23 protein-coding genes and 1 pseudogene are annotated in these 18,858 nt (G+C 61.2%); 9 read left to right on the forward strand and 15 right to left on the reverse strand.

The window, feature by feature from the left end; all coding sequences use genetic code 11:
• Nucleotides 1-69 precede the first annotated feature (69 nt).
• The 7 genes from C7U61_RS19420 to dnaN form a co-directional block, all read right to left on the reverse strand.
• The gene (locus tag C7U61_RS19420) at nt 70-234 is read right to left on the reverse strand and encodes a hypothetical protein (RefSeq protein ID WP_181315766.1); all 165 of its coding nucleotides are present in this window, start codon (nt 232-234) and stop codon (nt 70-72) included.
• Nucleotides 235-520: 286 nt separating this feature from the next.
• Nucleotides 521-1,501 (reverse strand): complex I NDUFA9 subunit family protein, encoded by a 981-nt coding sequence (locus C7U61_RS01580; RefSeq protein WP_106996387.1) that lies wholly within the window; start codon nt 1,499-1,501, stop codon nt 521-523.
• A gap of 112 nt (nt 1,502-1,613) precedes the next feature.
• Nucleotides 1,614-1,901, reverse strand: coding sequence for a DUF1330 domain-containing protein (locus C7U61_RS01585; RefSeq protein WP_075856622.1), 288 nt, complete (start codon nt 1,899-1,901; stop codon nt 1,614-1,616).
• A 27-nt stretch (nt 1,902-1,928) separates the two neighbouring features.
• Nucleotides 1,929-2,621 (reverse strand): orotidine-5'-phosphate decarboxylase, encoded by a 693-nt coding sequence (gene pyrF, locus C7U61_RS01590; RefSeq protein WP_106996388.1) that lies wholly within the window; start codon nt 2,619-2,621, stop codon nt 1,929-1,931.
• A 1-nt stretch (nt 2,622) separates the two neighbouring features.
• Nucleotides 2,623-3,210 (reverse strand): histidine phosphatase family protein, encoded by a 588-nt coding sequence (locus C7U61_RS01595; protein ID WP_106996389.1) that lies wholly within the window; start codon nt 3,208-3,210, stop codon nt 2,623-2,625.
• A 20-nt stretch (nt 3,211-3,230) separates the two neighbouring features.
• Complete coding sequence (gene pmtA / locus C7U61_RS01600) at nt 3,231-3,824, reverse strand: phospholipid N-methyltransferase PmtA (protein ID WP_106996390.1); 594 nt, start codon at nt 3,822-3,824, stop codon at nt 3,231-3,233.
• A 271-nt stretch (nt 3,825-4,095) separates the two neighbouring features.
• On the reverse strand, nt 4,096-5,214 hold the full coding sequence (gene dnaN, locus C7U61_RS01605; protein ID WP_106996391.1) for a DNA polymerase III subunit beta: 1,119 nt from the start codon (nt 5,212-5,214) through the stop codon (nt 4,096-4,098).
• Nucleotides 5,215-5,466: 252 nt separating this feature from the next.
• Here dnaN and rsmI point away from each other — a divergent pair, with 252 nt between their 5' ends.
• The 6 genes from rsmI to C7U61_RS01635 all read left to right on the forward strand — a co-directional run bounded on the left by rsmI (nt 5,467) and on the right by C7U61_RS01635 (nt 11,241).
• Complete coding sequence (rsmI, locus tag C7U61_RS01610) at nt 5,467-6,375, forward strand: 16S rRNA (cytidine(1402)-2'-O)-methyltransferase (protein WP_106996392.1); 909 nt, start codon at nt 5,467-5,469, stop codon at nt 6,373-6,375.
• Nucleotides 6,368-6,748: a YraN family protein gene (locus tag C7U61_RS01615; RefSeq protein WP_106996393.1), complete on the forward strand. Its 381-nt coding sequence runs from the start codon at nt 6,368-6,370 to the stop codon at nt 6,746-6,748. Before rsmI ends, C7U61_RS01615 begins: the two co-directional genes overlap by 8 nt.
• 102 nt (nt 6,749-6,850) lie before the next feature.
• On the forward strand, nt 6,851-7,846 hold the full coding sequence (locus C7U61_RS01620) for an endonuclease/exonuclease/phosphatase family protein (RefSeq protein ID WP_106996394.1): 996 nt from the start codon (nt 6,851-6,853) through the stop codon (nt 7,844-7,846).
• 98 nt (nt 7,847-7,944) lie between these two features.
• Nucleotides 7,945-8,448: a cupin domain-containing protein gene (locus tag C7U61_RS01625; RefSeq protein WP_106996395.1), complete on the forward strand. Its 504-nt coding sequence runs from the start codon at nt 7,945-7,947 to the stop codon at nt 8,446-8,448.
• A gap of 123 nt (nt 8,449-8,571) precedes the next feature.
• Nucleotides 8,572-9,519 (forward strand): glutathione synthase, encoded by a 948-nt coding sequence (gshB, locus tag C7U61_RS01630; RefSeq protein ID WP_106996396.1) that lies wholly within the window; start codon nt 8,572-8,574, stop codon nt 9,517-9,519.
• Nucleotides 9,520-9,708: 189 nt separating this feature from the next.
• A complete protein-coding gene (locus C7U61_RS01635) occupies nt 9,709-11,241 on the forward strand; it encodes a YifB family Mg chelatase-like AAA ATPase (protein ID WP_106996397.1) in 1,533 nt (510 codons plus the stop codon).
• Between the two features lie 446 nt (nt 11,242-11,687).
• Here C7U61_RS01635 and C7U61_RS01640 read toward each other — a convergent pair whose 3' ends face one another.
• The 4 genes from C7U61_RS01640 to C7U61_RS01655 form a co-directional block, all read right to left on the reverse strand.
• The gene (locus tag C7U61_RS01640) at nt 11,688-12,098 is read right to left on the reverse strand and encodes a DUF2442 domain-containing protein (protein WP_106996398.1); all 411 of its coding nucleotides are present in this window, start codon (nt 12,096-12,098) and stop codon (nt 11,688-11,690) included.
• Nucleotides 12,091-12,318, reverse strand: coding sequence for a DUF4160 domain-containing protein (locus C7U61_RS01645; protein WP_106996399.1), 228 nt, complete (start codon nt 12,316-12,318; stop codon nt 12,091-12,093). Before C7U61_RS01645 ends, C7U61_RS01640 begins: the two co-directional genes overlap by 8 nt.
• Nucleotides 12,319-12,504: 186 nt before the next feature.
• Nucleotides 12,505-13,473 carry a cysteine synthase A gene (cysK, locus tag C7U61_RS01650; RefSeq protein WP_106996400.1) on the reverse strand — a complete coding sequence of 323 codons (969 nt, stop codon included), beginning with the start codon at nt 13,471-13,473 and terminating at the stop codon, nt 12,505-12,507.
• A gap of 136 nt (nt 13,474-13,609) precedes the next feature.
• Entirely contained in the window at nt 13,610-14,227 is a 618-nt protein-coding gene (locus C7U61_RS01655) for a LysE family translocator (RefSeq protein ID WP_106996401.1), read from the reverse strand.
• Between the two features lie 129 nt (nt 14,228-14,356).
• Between C7U61_RS01655 and C7U61_RS01660 the strand changes: the two genes are divergently transcribed.
• The gene (locus tag C7U61_RS01660) at nt 14,357-14,914 is read left to right on the forward strand and encodes a cysteine hydrolase family protein (RefSeq protein ID WP_106996402.1); all 558 of its coding nucleotides are present in this window, start codon (nt 14,357-14,359) and stop codon (nt 14,912-14,914) included.
• A gap of 24 nt (nt 14,915-14,938) precedes the next feature.
• Nucleotides 14,939-15,571, forward strand: coding sequence for a LysE family translocator (locus tag C7U61_RS01665; RefSeq protein WP_106996403.1), 633 nt, complete (start codon nt 14,939-14,941; stop codon nt 15,569-15,571).
• 48 nt (nt 15,572-15,619) lie between these two features.
• On the opposite strand, the pseudogene C7U61_RS01670 reads toward C7U61_RS01665, so the two are convergent.
• Nucleotides 15,620-15,923: pseudogene (locus C7U61_RS01670) on the reverse strand (NIPSNAP family protein).
• Nucleotides 15,920-16,834 carry a DMT family transporter gene (locus C7U61_RS01675; protein WP_106996404.1) on the reverse strand — a complete coding sequence of 305 codons (915 nt, stop codon included), beginning with the start codon at nt 16,832-16,834 and terminating at the stop codon, nt 15,920-15,922. Before C7U61_RS01675 ends, C7U61_RS01670 begins: the two are co-directional and overlap by 4 nt.
• A 108-nt stretch (nt 16,835-16,942) precedes the next feature.
• On the opposite strand from C7U61_RS01675, the gene C7U61_RS01680 reads away from it, so the two are divergent.
• Nucleotides 16,943-17,407 (forward strand): Lrp/AsnC family transcriptional regulator, encoded by a 465-nt coding sequence (locus C7U61_RS01680; protein ID WP_106996900.1) that lies wholly within the window; start codon nt 16,943-16,945, stop codon nt 17,405-17,407.
• On the opposite strand, the gene C7U61_RS01685 is transcribed toward C7U61_RS01680, so the two are convergent.
• Both C7U61_RS01685 and dut read right to left on the reverse strand, forming a co-directional pair.
• Nucleotides 17,404-18,297, reverse strand: coding sequence for a GNAT family N-acetyltransferase (locus tag C7U61_RS01685; RefSeq protein ID WP_106996405.1), 894 nt, complete (start codon nt 18,295-18,297; stop codon nt 17,404-17,406). The two genes, C7U61_RS01680 and C7U61_RS01685, sit on opposite strands and share 4 nt — an antisense overlap.
• The gene (gene dut / locus C7U61_RS01690; RefSeq protein WP_106996406.1) at nt 18,297-18,767 is read right to left on the reverse strand and encodes a dUTP diphosphatase; all 471 of its coding nucleotides are present in this window, start codon (nt 18,765-18,767) and stop codon (nt 18,297-18,299) included. The genes C7U61_RS01685 and dut overlap by 1 nt, the downstream gene beginning before the upstream one ends.
• Nucleotides 18,768-18,858: the final 91 nt, after the last annotated feature.

Consider the following 18,858-nt stretch of genomic DNA (forward strand, 5'->3'; position numbering starts at 1 on the left):
GACCGATCGTTGGCGCTGGATATCCTGAAAAAATGAAGGCCGGTCAAACCCCGGCCTTTTTCATAACGGTCAGTTCCGCGAGGACGTGTCGATGGAACCCGTCGTGCAGGGATCGACGCCGTAGGCCGGCGCACATTCGCCCTTGATCGAGGCGATGCTGCCGCGGGCCACGAACGAGCCTGCGAGAATCACCAGTGCCGCGCACGCAAACAGAAGCGCGATAGACTTGCCCATCGAAGAATGCCTTTCCGCAGAAGTGTGAAGCGCGCCGCGGACCGGTTCATTATCCAAGCCTGAGACGCGCGGCTGTGTTAGTCAGTGGAATGAGCAATAGCAATAAATGTTCATATTAAATTTGGCGTTAATGCTACTATTTCCGCACTGCGTCTTTTGAGCAACGCTGAGCTGTGAATGGCGGTGCGTTGCCAGCCCGCCGGACCGGTTTCCGTCGTTAAGGAGCAACAAAAAACGCCGCCCGGCAAAGCCGTGCGGCGCATGGATTTCGTGGAATGCCGAATCGTCAGGCGGCTTTGCCGGAACCTGTAAACTGGCCTTGCGGGCGGTAACGCACCAAGTAGGACGGCAGCACGGAGACCAGCAGTGTCGGCAGCAGGCCTATGCCCTTCAGGGTGCGTCCTTCCGCTTCCGCCTGCTTGGAAACGACATTGTCGCTCTTCAGCAACGTTACCTGGTCGGCGGTGATCGGCGGCGTGATGAGCGGCACCAGCGATGCGACCGAGCCGATCAGAGAAGCCAGGCCGAAGGGGATGGAGACGAACGACTTCTTCCGATTGATGACGGCAAGCGTCGTCTCGAGACATTCGCGGAAAGAAAGGACCTCAGGACCGCCGAGCTCATAGGTCGTGCCGGGCTTCAGTTTGCCGTCGACGCTGCGGGCGACGGTTTCCGCGATATCCTGAACATAGACCGGCTGAAATTTCGTCTTGCCGCCGCCGATCAGCGGCAGAAAGGGCGCGGTGCGGGACATATCGGCGAATTTGTTAAAGAATTCGTCTTCAGGCCCAAAGACGATCGAGGGGCGCAGGATGATTGCATCCGGCTTGATCGACAGGATGGCGGTTTCGGCGCGTGCCTTGGTTCGGGCATAGGCCGAAGGCGAGTTGGCATCGGCGCCAAGTGCCGAAATATGCGTCAGCGAGGCGCCGGCGCCGCGGGCGGCTTCCGCAATCGCCTTGGCGCCGAATTCCTGTACGGCATCGAACGTGTTGCGGCCGCTTTCGGCGAGAATGCCGACGCAGTTGACGACATGCTGTGCGCCTTCGACGGCACGGTCGATGGAGTTACGGTAGCGCACATTGGCCTGAACGAGCGAAATCTGGCCGAGATTGCCAAGCGGCTGCAGGAAGCCGGCAAGATCGGGACGGCGAACAGCGACACGGATGCGATAGCCGCGCTTGGCAAGCGCACGCACGACGTGCCGCCCGATGAAACCTGATCCTCCGAACACAGTGACGAGCGGCGGGAGGTTGGACAGGGTCATGGCAGGCTCCTCGAAAGGCTTTGATTGGGCTTATCTGGTTTCGTCTTAGCCGATCCGCGCGCCGAGGTGAAGTGCTATCGCGCTGCATTGCAGCGTCGGTTTTTCAAGGGGTTTAAACCCCTTCTACGACGACCATTTCGGCATCTGCCACCTGCTGCCGGATTTTGGCCGCGATTTGGTATTCCGGCGAGTTGTAGCAATCGACGGCGTGCTGCAGCGACGGAAATTCGATAACGACATTACGGCCGCGCGCCTGTCCTTCAAGCGGCGTGAACGCACCGCCGCGAGCAAGGAAATTCGCGCCATATTTCTCGAAGGCCGGCTTCGCGGCGGCGACGTAATCCTTATAGCGCTCGGGGTCGCGGACATCCACGCGCGCGATCCAATATCCCTTTGGCATGTTTTCCTCCCTGTTTGTTCTGGTCGTTTAGATTGCCGCGTCGATCTCGGCGAGAATGGCGCGGGCCGCCTCTTTCGGATCGGCCGCCTTGACGATCGGCCTTGCAACGACGAGATGGCTCGAACCGGCCTTGATGGCGTCGGCAGGCGTCATCACCCGCTTCTGGTCGCCCTTGTCGCTGCCGGCCGGACGGATGCCGGGTGTCACCAGCGCCATATCGGGCCCGATGACCTTGCGGACGGCGGCGGACTCCTCGGCCGAGCAGACGATGCCGCCCATGCCGGCGAGATGCGCCTGTTCGGCCCTGCGCAGCACCAGCGTATGCGGATCATATTCATAGCCGGCGGCGATGAGATCGCCTTCGTCCATGGAAGTCAGGACCGTGACGCCGAGCAGGCAGAGACCGGAACCCTTGGCGGCTTCGACAGCCGCCTTCATCGTCTTCGGATAGGCGTGCAGCGTCAGCATCGACATGCCCATCTTGACGATATTCTCCACGCCGGAGGCGACCGTATTGTCGATGTCGAGCAGCTTCATGTCCAAGAAGATCTTCTTGCCGCTGGCGGCCAGATCGCGGGCGAATTCGAGGCCGCCGGCAAAGGCGAGCTGATAGCCGATCTTGTAGTAGAGAATATCGTCGCCGAGGGCGCCGACCACTTTCTCGGCCTCCTGAAGGTTTGGAACATCCAGTCCAACGATCAAGCGGTCGCGTGCGGTCATATCAAGCCCATCCCATCCAGTCTTCCATGGGTGTCCAGTCGCATGAGACGGCGCGCTTCGCAAGATCGAAACAGAAAAGATTGCCGCCGCCCGGCGGCTGATCGCCCTGCCGCGCGATCGGCTTTCCTTGCAGATGACATTTCAGCAGCGTGCCGACGCCGCCATGGCCGACGAAGGCGATCGGCACGTTCGGATCGTGCCGCGCAAGAACGGCCTCGACATTCGAGACGATTCTCGCCTGCGCATCGATGGCGCGCTCCCAGCCCTTGAAGCTTTCATGCGGATTGGCGAAGAACCAGTCCGCCGCCTTTTCGAACTCCGGCGGCGCCAGGAAGCCCGTGGCACTGCGGTCGTTTTCATGCATGGCTTCGATGACCTCGATCGGCGCGCCGCTTGCCGTCGCCAAAGCATCCGCCGTTTCGATCGCCTTGCGCTCGCCGCTGGAAACGATGAGGCCGAGCTTGCCCGCCCAGGGCCGGCTTGCCGCCAGCCGCGCCCGCTCGGCCCCTGTTTCGGATAAGCCCCACTCCGGCACGGGCACGGCGGGATCGATGCGCACCTGCGGGTGCGTAATATAAAGAGCGTACATGGGTTGTTCCAGCGGTTGGCTCAGCCGCGGCTATAGATCCAGAGCTGGGCCGGCGGAATGTTGCGCACGATGAAGTCGAAATGGCGGATATGGTATCGATCCGGTTTGGCGATGATCGGCGAAACCGGGCCGTAGGAGATCTGCACCACCGGCCGTCCGGGCGGTATGCGATCCAGCAGGCTTTCGAGAAGCGCGACGCGCGCCTTCATCGGGAAATTGAGGAGGGGAATGCCCGAGACGATGGAATCGAAAGTCTGGCCGCGCAGTACGCCCAGCGTCTTATCGAGATCAAAGGCGTCGCCATTGATGAAATTGACGCCGGGATAACGGCGGACAAGATGATTGTAGAAGTCGGTGGAATATTCGATGGCGATAAGTTTCTGCGGCTCTATGCCCCGTCCGAGGATAGCTTTGGTAATCGCTCCGGTTCCCGGTCCGAGCTCCAGAACGGGCAGGCCCGATTGCGGGTTTATGACGCTCGCCATCTTGCGGGCCGTGATCGACGAGGTGGGGGCGATCGAGCCAACCGTCTTGGGGCCCTGCATCATGCCCTTGAAGAAACGAATTTCCTCGTCGAATTTCTTGCCAAGCCGTTCCTTGAGACGCAGCGCCATGCTCTTCCCCACCAGATTTTATCGTAGCGACTTACATATTGCTTCTCTAGGATCTTGCAACGAAATGACGCAATAACAAGAGAAAATGTCGCAACCGACAAAGGATCAAATAAAAGCGCCCCTGCGTTGCATAAACGCATGAAAGAGCGCTTTGGTTTCCCATGAGCCGGATGATTCCAGGTCTGTTCGGTCCGGAATCATCCGGCTCATGATTCAAAAAAGTGGAGCATGATGTCGTCCGAAAACCGCTCACACTCTTTGGCATCATGCTCTACACCCGCATCGGCATCAGCACATAAAGCGCGTCGTCGCCGGCCGTGTCGCGGATGAGCGTCGGCGAGCCGGCATCGGCCAGCAGGAATATAGCCGCGTCGCCGGAAAGCTGTGCGGTGATGTCGAGCAGGTACTTGGCGTTGAAGCCGATTTCCATCGGGTCCATCTCATAGCCGACGGCGACTTCTTCCGTCGCACTGCCTGAATCCGGATTGTTCACCGTGAGCAGCAGCTGGCCGTCGGAAAGGGCGAGCTTCACTGCGCGCCCGCGCTCCGAAGAGATCGTCGATACGCGATCGACGGCCTGGGCGAAGCTCTGGCAATCGACCCGCATTTCCTTGTCGTTGTTGGCCGGAATGACGCGCTGATAATCCGGGAACGTGCCGTCGATCAGCTTCGAGGTCATGACGATGGAGCCGATGGTCAGGCGGATCTTGGCGTCGGAGACTTCGACGGTGACGATCGCATCCGGCGTGTCCACGAGCTTCTGCAGTTCGCCCACGGTCTTGCGCGGGATGATGATGCCGGGCATGCCTTCGGAGCCCGAAGGCGCGCTGACATCGGCACGGGCGAGGCGATGCCCGTCCGTGGCGACAGCCCTGAGCTTCAGGTCCCCGCCACTTTCGATTGTGTGGAAGAAGATGCCGTTGAGGTAATAACGGGTCTCCTCGGTGGAGATCGCAAACTGCGTGCGGTCGATCAGCATCTTCAGATCGGACGCCTTCAGCTTGAAGGAATGGCTGAAGCTGCCGGCGGTGAGATCCGGAAAATCGGATTCCGGCAGGCACTGCAGCGAGAACTTCGAGCGGCCGGAGGCGACCGTCATCGAGCTGCCGTCGGTGTTGGTGGCGAGAAGAACTTCCGAGCCGTCGGGAAGCTTGCGTACGATGTCGTAAAGCAAATGCGCGGGAACCGTGGTGGCGCCGGCCTGTTCGACATTGGCGGGCGTTGCCTCGGTGATTTCGAGATCCAGGTCGGTCGCCTTCATGTCGAGATTCGTGCCGTCGGCCTTGAGCAGCACGTTGGACAGAATCGGGATCGTGTTGCGACGCTCGACCACGCGATGCACGTGGTTCAGCGACTTCAGGAGGTTCGACCGCTCAATTGTTATACGCATGGATGCTACCGCTTTCGACCGTGACTAGCCGGGCGGCCCGAGGCGCCCGAGCGACATGTTTTCGGACAAGGCCCGAAAGATTGGACAGGCAACTTGGCAGACTTCTCCATCCGAATGCAAGAGGTATGGATCAATTGCCGAGCGCCAATTCGCCATTTCGTCGGCAATGCTCCACAGGAATTGCACCGCTCTTGCCGTCCGGGCGCGCCTCGCCCATAAAGGCTGCCTATCCGAGATGAATTCAGGACCGGCATGAACGAAGAACAATCAGGCGGCGGGATGCGCAGTTTCCGCCTGCATAACAATCAGATCCCGGCCCGTCCTCTCGAACCGGCGCTCTATCTCGTTGCGACGCCGATCGGCAATCTCGGGGATATCACGCTAAGGGCGCTGGAGACGTTGGCCGGTGCTGACGTGCTGGCCTGCGAGGATACGCGCGTGACGCGCGTTCTGCTCGACCGCTATGGCATCCAGAACAAGCCCTATGCCTATCACGAATACAATGCCGATGAGGCAGGCCCCCGGCTGCTGCAGGCATTGGAAGCGGGACGGTCGGTAGCGTTGGTTTCCGATGCCGGCACCCCGCTCGTCTCCGATCCCGGCTATCGGCTTGCGGTGCAGGCAATCGAGGCGGGATACAAGGTCGTACCCATTCCCGGCGCCTCGGCGCCGCTGGCTGCTCTCGTCGGCTCCGGCCTGCCGAACGACGCCTTCTTCTTTGCCGGTTTCCTGCCCGCCAAGGACAAGGGCCGCCGCGATCGTCTCGCGGAGCTGACAGCCGTGCCCGCAACCCTCATCTTCTTTGAATCGCCGCATCGCATTGCCGCTACCCTTGCCGCCGCTGCCGATGTGCTGGGCGGTGAGCGCGCAGGCGCCGTTTGCCGCGAGCTGACGAAGACCTTCGAGGAATTCCGGCGCGGCACGCTCTCCGAACTCGCCGCATTTTATGATGCCGTCGAGAATGTGAAGGGCGAGATCGTCTGGCTCGTTGGCCCGCCGGCGGAAAGCGTTGCCGCGCAGGCGGATGTCGATGCCATCCTCGCCGATCTCTCAGGGGCGATGCCCACCGCCAAGGCGGCAACGGAGGCTGCGCGCTTGACCGGCTTGCCGCGCAAGGAGCTTTACCAGCGCCTGCTCGGCATGAAGGAGCGCCATGGCTGATACGAAGCCCGGGTCCGGCGAGAAACTGAAGCGGCAAAAAGCCTGGCGACGCGGGCACGTCGCCGAATATTTCGCGGCCGCCTTCCTGATGCTCAAGGGCTATCGGATCCTGGCGATCCGCCATCGCACCAAGCTTGGCGAAATCGATATCGTCGCGCGCAAGGGCGATCTCGCCGTCTTCGTGGAGGTGAAATCGCGGCGAGGCGCGCAGGAGGCGATCGACGCCGTTTCCTTCTCTTCGCAAAGGCGCATCCGTGCCGCAAGCGACCTCTGGCTTGCCCGCCAGCCGGATTTTGCCCGCCTGTCGCAACGCTATGACATTGTCGCGATGCTGCCCGGCCGCTGGCCGCAGCATTTTCCGGACGCGTTTTGAGCGGGGCGTTACAGGGCCGTCACAAAATCAGCCTATTGCCGGGCGGCTAGCGCCTGCGATTTCTCCGCCGGCGCTCCTCAGTTCATTTCGACAGGCCCGACCATGATCCGCAACACTGTTTCCGCTTTTACCGTTCCCTCGCAGGAGGAGCGCAAGAGCTTCCTTTCGCTTGAAAGGACCCCGGCCGTTCATGTCCAGAAGCTTTCGTCACTCCACTGCCTGAATACGGTGCGCATTGGCGGGACGGATGCCACGGTCGAGGCTCTGTCCTTTCCCTTTACCGTCGCTGCCTGGAACCTCGAGCGCTGCCTGTTTCCTGGGGAAAGCGCGGCCAAGCTGAGGGAAACCGGTGCGCCGCTCATCCTGCTCTCGGAAATGGATCTGGGCATGGCCCGCACGGAGCAGCGCGATCCGACCGCGATTATCGCCGGTGAACTCGGCATGAAGCATGCCTATGGCGTCGAGTTCCTGGAGCTCAGCCTCGGTTCGGAAATCGAGCGCTCCTACTGCCGCGACGATTTCAACGAGAAGGGTTTTCACGGCAATGCCCTGATGGCCTCCGTCGCTTTGAAGGATGCTTTCATGATCCGCCTGCCCGGCGAGGCCGTCTGGTTTAACGACAGCAATGAGCAGCCGCGCATCGGCGAACGCTGCGCCGTCGGCGCCGTCGTCGAGACGGAAGCCGGCCCCATGGTCGCGGTTTCCGTTCATCTGGAAAGTGTTGCCACTGCTGCCTATCGCGAGCGGCAGATGGCGGCGTTGATCGATGAGGTCGAGGCCTTCGCGCCTGGTCTGCCGCTTCTGATCGGCGGCGACCTCAATACCGGCAATCACACCGGCGGCGATTATTCGACGGATACGCTGTTCGCCATGGCGGAAAGCCGCGGCTTCGAATGTCATGGTGGCCCGCTCGATCAGGCAAGCACGCGCCCGAGCCTGATCACGCGCTTTCCCGATCGCGCCATGAAGCTCGATTGGTTCATCGCCCGCGGCTTGAAGATCGGCGAGAGCCACCTTGTTTCCTCCCTAAATGAAGAAGGCAAGCCGCTCTCCGACCATGACATGGTCGTCTGCACAATCGAGGGTTTTTCCGCCTGACCGCTGCAATCGTTAAAATGCACTCGGTTTCATGAACCCTGCCGTTACCTCTTCCATGCGATGAGATTGCAGACGCACATGGAATTTTGGGGGATTGCATGGTCTTGAAACTGATGTTGGCGAGCATGGCGGCCTTTGCCACCCGTGCCGCGCCGGTCGTACTCGCGATGCCGCAGTCGAAGAGCTTCGTGGCGGGCGCCAGCGGCGACATGGAAATGAAGTCCTCGCCGATCGAACCCTCCTGGATCTTGTCGGGCAATCCCGTTGCCCGCATCGCCGAGCACTCGCGCGGGCAGGACGATGCCGCGATGACGGCGCTGTGGGATTGCACCGCAGGCGAGTTCCGTTGGTATTTCGGCTGGGACGAAACCGTGATGATCCTTGAGGGTGAGGTGCATATCACTACGGAAGACGGTGTCGAGCGCACGCTGCATGCCGGCGATGTCGCCTATTTTGCCGGCGGCACCTGGGCGACATGGCGCATCGACCGCTATCTTCGCAAGGTCGCTTTTCTGCGCAAGCCGTTTCCGAAGCCTTTGACCATGGCCTATCGCCTGCGCAACCTCGTCCGCCAGGGCAGCACGCAGGGCCTGGCCGCCTGAGCGTGGCCGGCCCTGACGAAAGAGGTTCCGCACGAAGACATGCTTGACGGAAGCCCTTGAATAGCCGTTGCGTTTGCAGGCAGGCCGACCTACATCTGTCCGCAAATCGAGCGAGGGCTGACTATGGCTGGTATCAAGAATGTTGCGGTCCAGATGGACCATGTCCGGAGTATCAACATTGCGGGCGACTCCACCTTCGCCATGAGCCTTGAGGCGCAGAACCGCGGCTATAAGCTCTTCCATTACACGCCCGAGCGGCTGAGCATGCGCGACGGCAAGATCTATGCCTCCGTCGAGCCGATGGTCCTGCGCGATGTCAAGGGCGATCACTTCGAGCTCGGCGATCCCGAGCGCGTCGATCTCTCGACCATGGACGTGGTGCTGCTGCGCCAGGACCCGCCTTTCGACATGGCCTATATCACCTCGACGCATCTGCTCGAGCGCATCCATCCGAAGACGCTTGTCGTCAACGATCCGGCATGGGTGCGCAATTCGCCCGAAAAGATCTTCGTCACCGAATTCGCCGATCTCATGCCGAAGACGCTGATCACGCGCGATCCGGCTGAAATCCGCCGTTTCCGCGACGAGATGGGCGATATCATCCTGAAGCCGCTCTATGGCAACGGCGGTGCCGGCGTCTTCCATTCGACGCGCGACGACCGCAACCTGTCGTCCCTGCTCGAAATGTTCGGCCAGCTCTTCCGCGAGCCCTTCATTGCGCAGCAATATCTACCCGACGTGCGCAAGGGCGACAAGCGCATCATCCTCGTCGACGGCGAGGCCGTCGGCGCGATCAACCGCGTGCCGGCCGAGCATGACGCCCGCTCCAACATGCATGTCGGCGGCCGCGCCGAAGCGACCGAGCTGACCGCGCGCGAACAGGAAATCTGCAAGCGCATTGGACCGGCCCTCAAGGAGCGCGGCTTCCTGCTTGTCGGCATAGACGTCATTGGCGACTACATGACCGAGATCAACGTGACGTCGCCGACCGGCATCCGCGAAGTCAAGCGCTTCGGCGGCGCCGATATTGCCAGCCTGCTCTGGGATGCGATCGAAGCCAAGAGGGCCTGATCGGCAGTTTCCTCCACGTTTTCGCCGGACGATCGTGGTCACCCCGGGACGTCGATGATGTCAACATCCCGAGGAAGTTTTTGTTCGTTTATTGTTCTTGTTTCATTCCTTGTCTTGTGCCAGATTGCAACCCGAAGTTTGCCGGTCGGGGCACGTAACGGCAAACGGTTCGGCGACAGGGGATAGGGCATGGTAGCGCGCGTCAGTACGGTGGCGTTTCAGGGCATTGAGGGCGTACCTGTCGAAGTGCAGGTGATGATCGCGCCGGGCAAGGTGCTGATGCATATTGTCGGCTTACCCGACAAGGCTGTGGCTGAGAGCCGGGAGCGGGTTCAGGCAGCTTTGCATGCCTCCGGTCTCGCTTTGCCGCCGAAGAAGGTCACCGTCAATCTTGCACCGGCTGATCTGCCCAAGGAGGGCAGTCACTTCGACCTTGCGATCGCGCTCGGCCTGATGGCGGCGCTGGGTGCGATCCCAGCCGATGCGCTTTCGTCCTACACCGTCATCGGCGAACTCAATCTCGACGGCACGATCGCGCCCGTTGCCGGCGCGCTTCCTGCGGCGATCGCCGCCAACGCCATGGGCAAGGGGCTGATCTGCCCGGCCGAGAGCGGGCCGGAGGCCGCCTGGGCGGGCAAGGAGATCGACATTCTGGCGCCGCGCAGCCTGATCGCGCTCGCCAATCATTTCCGCGGCACGCAGGTCCTGTTGCGGCCGGAACCGTCCGTTCGTGCCAGTGCGGCCAATCTGCCTGACCTTGCCGATATCAAGGGGCAGGAAAGCGCCAAGCGCGCCTTGGAAGTTGCGGCCGCAGGCGGACACAATCTGCTGTTCGTCGGACCGCCCGGTTCCGGCAAGTCGATGCTCGCCTCGCGCCTGCCGTCCATCCTGCCACCCCTGTCGACGAACGAGCTGCTGGAGGTGTCGATGATTCATTCGATCGCCGGCCAGCTTTCCGGCGGCAAGCTCTCGGACCGGCGGCCCTATCGCGCGCCGCATCACTCCGCCACCATGGCGGCGCTCGTCGGCGGTGGCCTTCGCGCTAGGCCAGGCGAAGTCTCACTCGCCCATCACGGCATTCTCTTCCTCGACGAGTTGCCGGAGTTTTCGCCGCAGGCGCTCGATGCGCTGCGCCAGCCGCTGGAAACCGGCGAATGCGTTATCGCAAGAGCGAACCATCGCGTCTCCTATCCGGCCGGCATCCAGCTCGTAGCGGCAATGAACCCGTGCCGCTGCGGCATGGCCGGTGAGCCGGGTCACACCTGCGCGCGGGGACCGCGCTGCGCCTCCGATTATCAAGGGCGTATTTCCGGCCCGCTGCTCGATCGTATCGATATCCGCATCGATGTGCCGGCGGTCTCCGCCGCAGACCTTATCCGGCCGACAGCTTCGGAAAGTAGCGCCGATGTCGCGCTACGCGTCGCCCGAGCCCGCGAACGGCAGCGCGAACGTTTCGAACGAGCCGGCATGAAGGATGTCAGCACCAACGCCCGATGCTCGACAGCGATGATCGAGACCATCGCCGAGCCGGATGCCGCCGGCCTGCAATTGCTGCGCGACGCGGCCGAGAAGATGAAATTCTCCGCCCGCGGCTATCATCGCATTCTGAAAGTCGCTCGAACCCTTGCCGATCTCGATGATAAACCAACCGTCGGGCGCATCCATCTTGCCGAAGCGATTTCCTACCGTATTGCCGGCGAGCGGCTGACGGCGCATGCCTGAAAATTCCGGACTCTGCAGCGCCTAATCGTCTTCATCCTGCCCAAATAGAAAAAGGGCGCCGCAGCCCAGCCACTTACCTAAATGTGGATTCGTTTGAATGATCGGTAGCAATGTCCGTTACAACACCCGTGGTCGGGGGTATTGCTGATGCCGGAGATTTTTGCGGAAAACCCAAAGCGGCTTCGGCTGGCCCTGGCGGACTTGCACTTCGAATAGTCACCAGGCGCGAAGAATTGGGGATGGGCCTTCCTTTGTCCGTGAGGTGCGATGACAACTGCGCGCAAATGCGGGCGTGTCCTTGCCCACAGTAGATGACCGGGTTGGCCGCAGGCGGGTATTTCATCTACGCCCGAGTCTTATCCTGGCAGCTAACAGTTGGGCGACTGGAGTGACAACGTCATCGAGCGCTCGTGACGGCGGGGCTTGCATCAGCTATCTGCAAACGCCTAGCCGTTCTTCCGGGGGCGTCCGCCCTTCGCACCGTTAGCGCGGCTTGCCTCTACCTTGGCCGTTGAACGGGACTGGCCGCCTCGGCGCTGCGCATCCATGAACTTCGCAGTGCCGAATATGCCATTCATCAACCCGGAGATGGTAAAATCTACATCCAAGCTTTCCCAATGCAGGCCGGTGCCGCCGAGAAGCTCGACCTCCGCCAACTGCGCAACGGTTGCATTCTCCAGGCCCTGTATCGATCGGGCAGGCACCATGAACGCAGCGCCATTGGTAAAATCCACGACGATGCGGCCGGATGCCTCATCGAAACGGGCTGATGCCGGGATGGGCGCGCGGGCGCGTTCCGCCTCCCCCTTCACGGTGGCTTCTCGGTAGTGCCGATCTTCAAAGACAACTTCACCCATGGATGCTCTCCCATTTTTCGATGAACAGGCGCTTGTTCGCCTGAACAATGGCAAGGGCTACGCTTAAATCCCGCTTCTTCATTCCCCGGTTTGATATCACGGTGAGATCAAGGATACTTATGCGGGCTTCCCCATCTCCATAGACATGGGTGTGCGCCGGTTCGTGGTCATCCGTATAAATGACAAATCGCATTCCTGCTTCACGGAGAACGGTGACCATGCTCGAAAATAACCTAACAACTTGGGTTTTTCAAGAGCCATAAGGCGCTCGACTACCAGCTTTCGAACGCGAAATTGCACCGACGAAGACGTTGCGGTGATGTGGAACCGCCACAAATCGACTCCACATTTGAGTGAGTGGCTGGGCGCCACAGCACCCCTTTCCCAATCAGTTGCTGCCGTTGGTTCAGCCGCCTAGCCCTTCGAACAGCGCCGTCGATAGATAGCGCTCGGCAAAGGACGGGATGATGACCACGATGGTCTTGCCTTCGTTTTCGGGGCGCTGGCCGATCTTGATGGCCGCCGTGAGTGCCGCGCCGGAGGAAATGCCGACCGGCACCCCTTCGAGCTTGGCGACGAGCCGCGCCTGCTGGAATGCCTCGTCATTGCTGACGGTCACCACCTCGTCATAGACATGGGTATCGAGAACTTTTGGCGCGAAGCCCGCGCCGATGCCCTGGATCTTGTGCGGGCCGGGATTGCCCCCGGAAAGAACGGGCGAATCCGTCGGCTCGACGGCGATGACCTTGATGTCTGGCTTGCGGGCCTTCAGCACCTGACCGACGCCGGTGATCGTGCCGCCGGTGCCGATGCCGGAAACGAAGATATCGACCTTGCCTTCCGTATCGTTCCAGATTTCCTCGGCCGTCGTCTTGCGATGAATTTCCGGGTTGGCAGGATTTTCGAACTGCTGTGGAATGATTGCATCCGGCAGCGACGCGGCCAGCTCTTCGGCCTTGGCGATGGCGCCCTTCATGCCCTTCGATCCCTCGGTCAGCACCAGCTCGGCGCCGAGCAGCGCCAGCATCTTGCGCCGCTCGATCGACATGGTCTCCGGCATGGTCAGGATCAGCCGATAGCCCTTGGCGGCAGCCGCAAAGGCAAGCGCAATACCCGTATTGCCCGAGGTCGGCTCGATCAGCACGGACCGGCCGGGAGCGATCTTGCCCTGGGCTTCCAGGCTCTCGATCATGGCAACACCGATGCGGTCCTTGACGGAAGCGATAGGGTTGAAAAATTCGAGCTTGGCCAAGAGGTTGGCCTTGACGCCCTTCTCCTTCGCCAGCTTGTCGAAGCGGACGAGCGGCGTATCGCCGATGGTCTCGGTAATCGAGGCATAGACGCGGCCGCGGCCGGGTTTGCGGGTGTCGGACATGGGTAGCTCTCCCTACATTGGATGTATGCAACGACAATAGGATCAAACGCGCGCGGAAACCAGAGTGCGCACTCGTTCTCCGGGTGAAGTGCGTGAGAAAAGAATCTCTCAACGAGCTTCTTTGCGGAAGCTTTTTTCAGGCCGCGCGCACAGCGATGAAGGCGGCGGTGGCGGCGAGGATGCTGGCGGCCACCCGGTTCAGGATCTGCAGGGCCTTCGGCTTCTTGAGAAAGCTGCGCGCCCGCGACGCCAGCAGCATATAGGGCACGAGAACGATCAGAAGAATGATGAAAGTCGCCGCAACCAGCGTCGCATATTCGCGCAGCCCGATGCTGCCGATATCGATCAGCGTCGGCACCAGCGCGACATAGAAGAGCATCGTCTTGGGGTTGCCGAGCGTGACAAGCAGGCCCGAGAGGAAGGACATGCCGGCACTGTTCGATTTCTTCGCGGCAATATCGGCGGCAAGGAGGCCGGCGGTCCAGAGCTTCCAGGCGATATAGCCGAGATAAAGCGCGCCGGCGATCTTGATGACGATGAAGACTTCGATGAAGGCTTGCGCCACGAAGGCGAGGCCGAGAATGACCGCTGTCAGATAGATCGTGTCGCCGAGCACGAGGCCGAGGCCCATGAAGAAGGTCTCGCGAAAGCCGGACCCGAGTGCCCGTGCCACGATCGCCGTGATGCCGGGACCCGGGATCGCGGCGGCGATGAAGAGAGCGCCGCAGTAGGCAAACAGGGCCGTAAGCGTCATGGAATTCTCCTCCTGAGATGGTATTCGCTCTATCTCACCACCTTTGCGTTTTCAAGCGATTGCGCCAATGCTGCGAACATATTACCAAGGGGTTAACGGCGCGTCGCAACCGCTTTGCCCAAGGATATCATGTCTTCCGCATTGCTCCTGATCGATCTTCAGAACTCCATCCTGGCGGGCCTCGGCACGCCGGATCGCCAGCCGGCTATCGATGCCGCGCTGGAGACTGTTATCGCCAAGCTCGCAGCGTTGAAACACAGCGCCCGCGCAGCCGGTATTCCGGCCTTCATCGTCCAGCATGACGGCGGCCCGACCCATCGTTTGGCCAAGCGCAGCGAAGGCTGGCAGCTGCGCCGGGAGATCGCGCCGGAAGCCGGCGATGTCGTCGTGCACAAGACGAGCTGCGATTCCTTCTTCGAGACGGATCTAGAGGCGCGGCTCAGGGGCCGTGGCGTCACCCATCTCATCGTCGGCGGCTGCATGACGCAGTTCTGCGTCGATACGACCGTGCGGCGTGCCGTATCGCTCGGCTTCGACGTCTCGCTGATTTCCGACGGGCACACCACGGCGGATATGGGCAGGCTGAGCTTCGAAGACATTGTCACCCATCACAATATGCTGCTTGACGGCTTCGATGCCGGGTCGCATGAAATCAAGCTTGTGGGATCCACCGGAATCTCCTTCTGAAGCCCTTTCTCCGCCGGAGCCTCCATGCCGCATCTGACCAGCATGATCACCTTTGCCCTGATCGCTCTCGGCATGGTGCTGACTCCCGGGCCGAACATGATCTATCTGGTGTCGCGCTCGATCTCACAGGGGCCAGCGGCGGGCCTGATCTCGCTTGGCGGTGTCGCCTGCGGCTTCCTCTTTTACATGTTCTCGGCCGCCCTCGGCATCACCGCCTTCGTCTTTGCCGTTCCCTTCGCCTATGATGCGCTGCGGCTGGCGGGCGCGGCTTATCTTGGATGGCTCGCCTGGAATGCGCTGAAGCCCGGCGGTCGCTCGGCCTTTCATGTGCGCGAACTGCCGAAGGATAGTACACGCCGGCTCTTCACCATGGGGCTGGTCACCAGTCTGCTGAACCCGAAAGTCGCGATCCTTTATCTGTCGCTGCTGCCGCAGTTCATCGATCCCGCCGCCGGCAGCGTCTTCACGCAATCGATTGTTCTCGGCTTTGCGCAGATCGTCATCAGCGTCACATTCAACGCCATCTTCGCGCTAAGTGCCGGCTGGATCGCGGTGTTCCTGACCCGTCGCCCGTCCTTCGCGCTGGTGCAGCGCTGGCTGATGGGCACGGTGCTCGCCGGGCTTGCCGTGCGCATGGCTTTCGAGGCGCAACGTTGATGCGGAGCGTTTCGCTGCCGCTCGCCGCCAGCATCCGGCTGGATAATATCAGAACACCGGCCGCATGAAGCTACGCTCGTAGCTGATGATGCAGCGCGTTTCCTCGCCATAGGCAAGGGCGGCCTGGCATTCCGCATCCTCGGGTATTTTCAACCGATATTCCTCACAGGCAACAAGGCTCGGGAAGCTGAAGAGCGCCAAGGCGATGTTGCTGGGCGCCTTCGTGCGGCATGAAATAGCCGTGATGCGTGCCGCCCAGCCGGTTGACCAGCGGAATCCAGAGCTTGGCGTAATGCTCGAACTGGGCAAGCTTGTAAGGATCGATGACGTAGCGAAGATAGCAGGTGATCATTCGGCCGTCTTTTTGGAAAGATGACCGCTTCTATGCCAGGGCAGGGCGATCGTCCAGCCAAGATTCATGCCGGCCGCAGCGCCTAGAATGATGATCGCGCCGACGATTTGTGCTGCGCCCAGCACATGGCCGAAGGCGAAGCGATCGACGATGATGGCGGCGATCGGATAGATGAAGGATAGCGCGCCAGTCAGATGCGTCGGCAGTTTCTGAATGGCGCCATAAAGCAGCACATACATCAGCCCGGTATGGACGAGGCCCATGGTGACGAGGATCGACCAGCCGCCGATATCTTGGGGTGCGGCAGAGAAATTGGTAAAAGGCGCCAGCATCAGGATACCAGTCGATACCTGGATCAGCGCGATCAGGTGCGGCGGCGTACCTTTCAGCCATTTGGCGGCAATCGCCGCCAGCGCATAGAAGAAGGCCGCACCCAGTGACAGCAGGATGCCGATCGCATAGCTCCCCGAGCCGGCGGCTTCGGTCGGCTTGCCTTCGACGATGACAGCCATGCCGGCAAAGGCGAGCCCCAGCCAGAAGAGCTTGGTGAAGGTGATCCGTTCGCCGAGGAACAATGCGCCGAGACCCAGCAGCATGAAGGGCTGCGTGTTGTAGACGGTCGTGGCGATGGAAATGGAGGCGTGGGAATAGGCGGCGAAAAGCAGCAGCCAGTTGAGCACGATGGCGATTCCGCCACCGACGGCGATGGAGAATGTCTTGAGATTAAGGATGCCGGGGCGCAGCAGGCCCATGGCGCCGCAGATGACAAGCAGCGTCAGCGCGCCGAAGAAGCAGCGCCAGAAGACGACCCCTGTCACGGCCTGCCCGGACATCAGCACGAACCAGCCGATCGTGCCTGAAATCAGCATCGCCGCCGTCATTTCCACCGTACCGCGTTTTATCTCGTTCATTGCCTTGGCTCCCGTCTATTTACCGCAATCATATTGCGGCATCGGCGCAGCTGATATAGATATAGTAAGGAAAATTTGCCAAGATACCTAAATAAATGAGGTTGAATGATGGGTGTTCCTAATGCAGTCCTTGGACTTGATGAGGTCGATCAGCGGATGCTGGACGCGCTGGCGCGCAATGCCCGGATATCCCTGAAAGAGCTCGCGGAGGCAGCCGGCCTGTCATCGCCGAGCGCGGCGGAACGCCTGCGCCGGCTGGAAGAGCGGGGCATTATTTCTGCTTTCACCGTTGATATCGCGCCGGAGGCGATCGGCTACCCCTTGCAGGCGATCGTCCGCATCAGGCCTCTGCCCGGCCAGCTGCATGTCGTCGAACGGATCATTCAGGAAACGCCAGAGTTCATCGAATGCGATAAGGTCACCGGCGACGATTGCTTTATCGGGAGACTGGTGGTGCGCTCGATGGGCGAACTTGACGGCATTCTGGACAAGATCGTCGAGCGCGCCGAGACGAATACGTCGATGATCAAGGCGACGCCGGTCAAGCGCCGGCTGCCGCCCCTATCGCGCTAAAATTCCGCCATCGGCGAAAGCATGAGCGGCCCGGCAATATCCTCTGCCGCTTTGCCGCGTACCATCAGCATCGTGTAGCCGTCGTAAGGTTCCGGCGATGCCTCGCAATCCAGGCGGTCCGGTGGAAAGCAGATCTCGATGCGCTCGGGTTCGATATCAAGTGCTGAGACGATGGTCGCCAGCGAGGGGATGGCAGTTCCGACAATGTCGAGAAGCCAGAAAGTCGCGCCGTCGAACGTCCATGCAATGACCGTGTCATCCGCAAGCGCCGTCAGGCGGATCGCGGAATTGAAGCTGGCGTTCAGCAGAAACATCTCCATCTGACCGACAACGGCAAAGCGGGCGGAGACCGGCTCGCGGTTTTGCAGGAGGGTCTTGATCACGCGCAGATCATCGGGCGTTACCACGGAAAGCTGCCGGGCTGTCAACTCGGTTTTCCGAAGCTTCGGCGCCATCGCAACGAAGATATGCTGGGGGAGGATGCGAAAGCCGTACCGCTCATAGAGGGCCGGCTTGTCGGTGAGCAGCAGATCGAGCTCGCAGCCTTCGGCGGCGGTTCGGTCAAAGGCGCGCTGCATGAGATCGCGATAGAGGCCACGCCCACGCCATTCCGGCCGCACCGCGCCGGATTGGTAGCCTGCAGCTTTGACGGTCCTGCCATTGATGATCATCGGCATGGAGAAGGCGCTGAAATTGGCGACGCAGCCCCCCTCACTATCGAAATAGCCGAAGGGCATGCTTGTGGGATCGGGGCCGCCAAACTGGTCCAGAAGGCTGACATCGATCGAGAACGTATCCTGCAGCAGATCGACAAGCGCGTTCCACGCGGCGGGATCGCCGAAATAATCCTGCCGGAGCGTCAGCCCGTGGTCTCGTCCCAGTTCGGACATCACACGCCGGTGGAGCCGAAGCCGCCGGCGCCGCGTGTGGTTTCGCTGATCTCGGAAATCTCGGCGACACGCACTTGCGTCACCGGCGCGATCACCATCTGCGCGATGCGCATGCCGCGCGTGATCTCGAAGGACTCCTCGCCGAGATTGATCAGCAGCACCTTCACTTCGCCGCGATAGTCGCTGTCGACAGTGCCCGGCGAGTTCAGGCAGGTGATGCCGTTCTTGAAGGCGAGGCCGGAACGCGGCCGGATCTGCGCCTCGAAGCCGTCCGGGACCTCGAAGATGAAGCCGGTCGGAACGAGCGCTCGCTTGCCGGGCGCGAGCGTCAGTGTCGCGCCGTCGTCGACCGCTGCGCGCAGGTCCATGCCGGCGGCACCCTTGGTCTCATAAGCGGGCAGCTCAAGGCCCTCGCCATGCGGCAGGCGGACGAGCTTCAGGGGCGGGGCGATATCGGCGTGAATGGTCATACCGCATTAGTTTGCGCGCGAACGGCGGAGGTCAATTGCATTTAGGCCTTCGAACCGCTAGATACGGCGCCAATTCACAGGATTCACACGC

It is taken from the genome of Rhizobium sp. JAB6 (genome assembly GCF_003024605.1).
Taxonomy (GTDB): domain Bacteria; phylum Pseudomonadota; class Alphaproteobacteria; order Rhizobiales; family Rhizobiaceae; genus Rhizobium.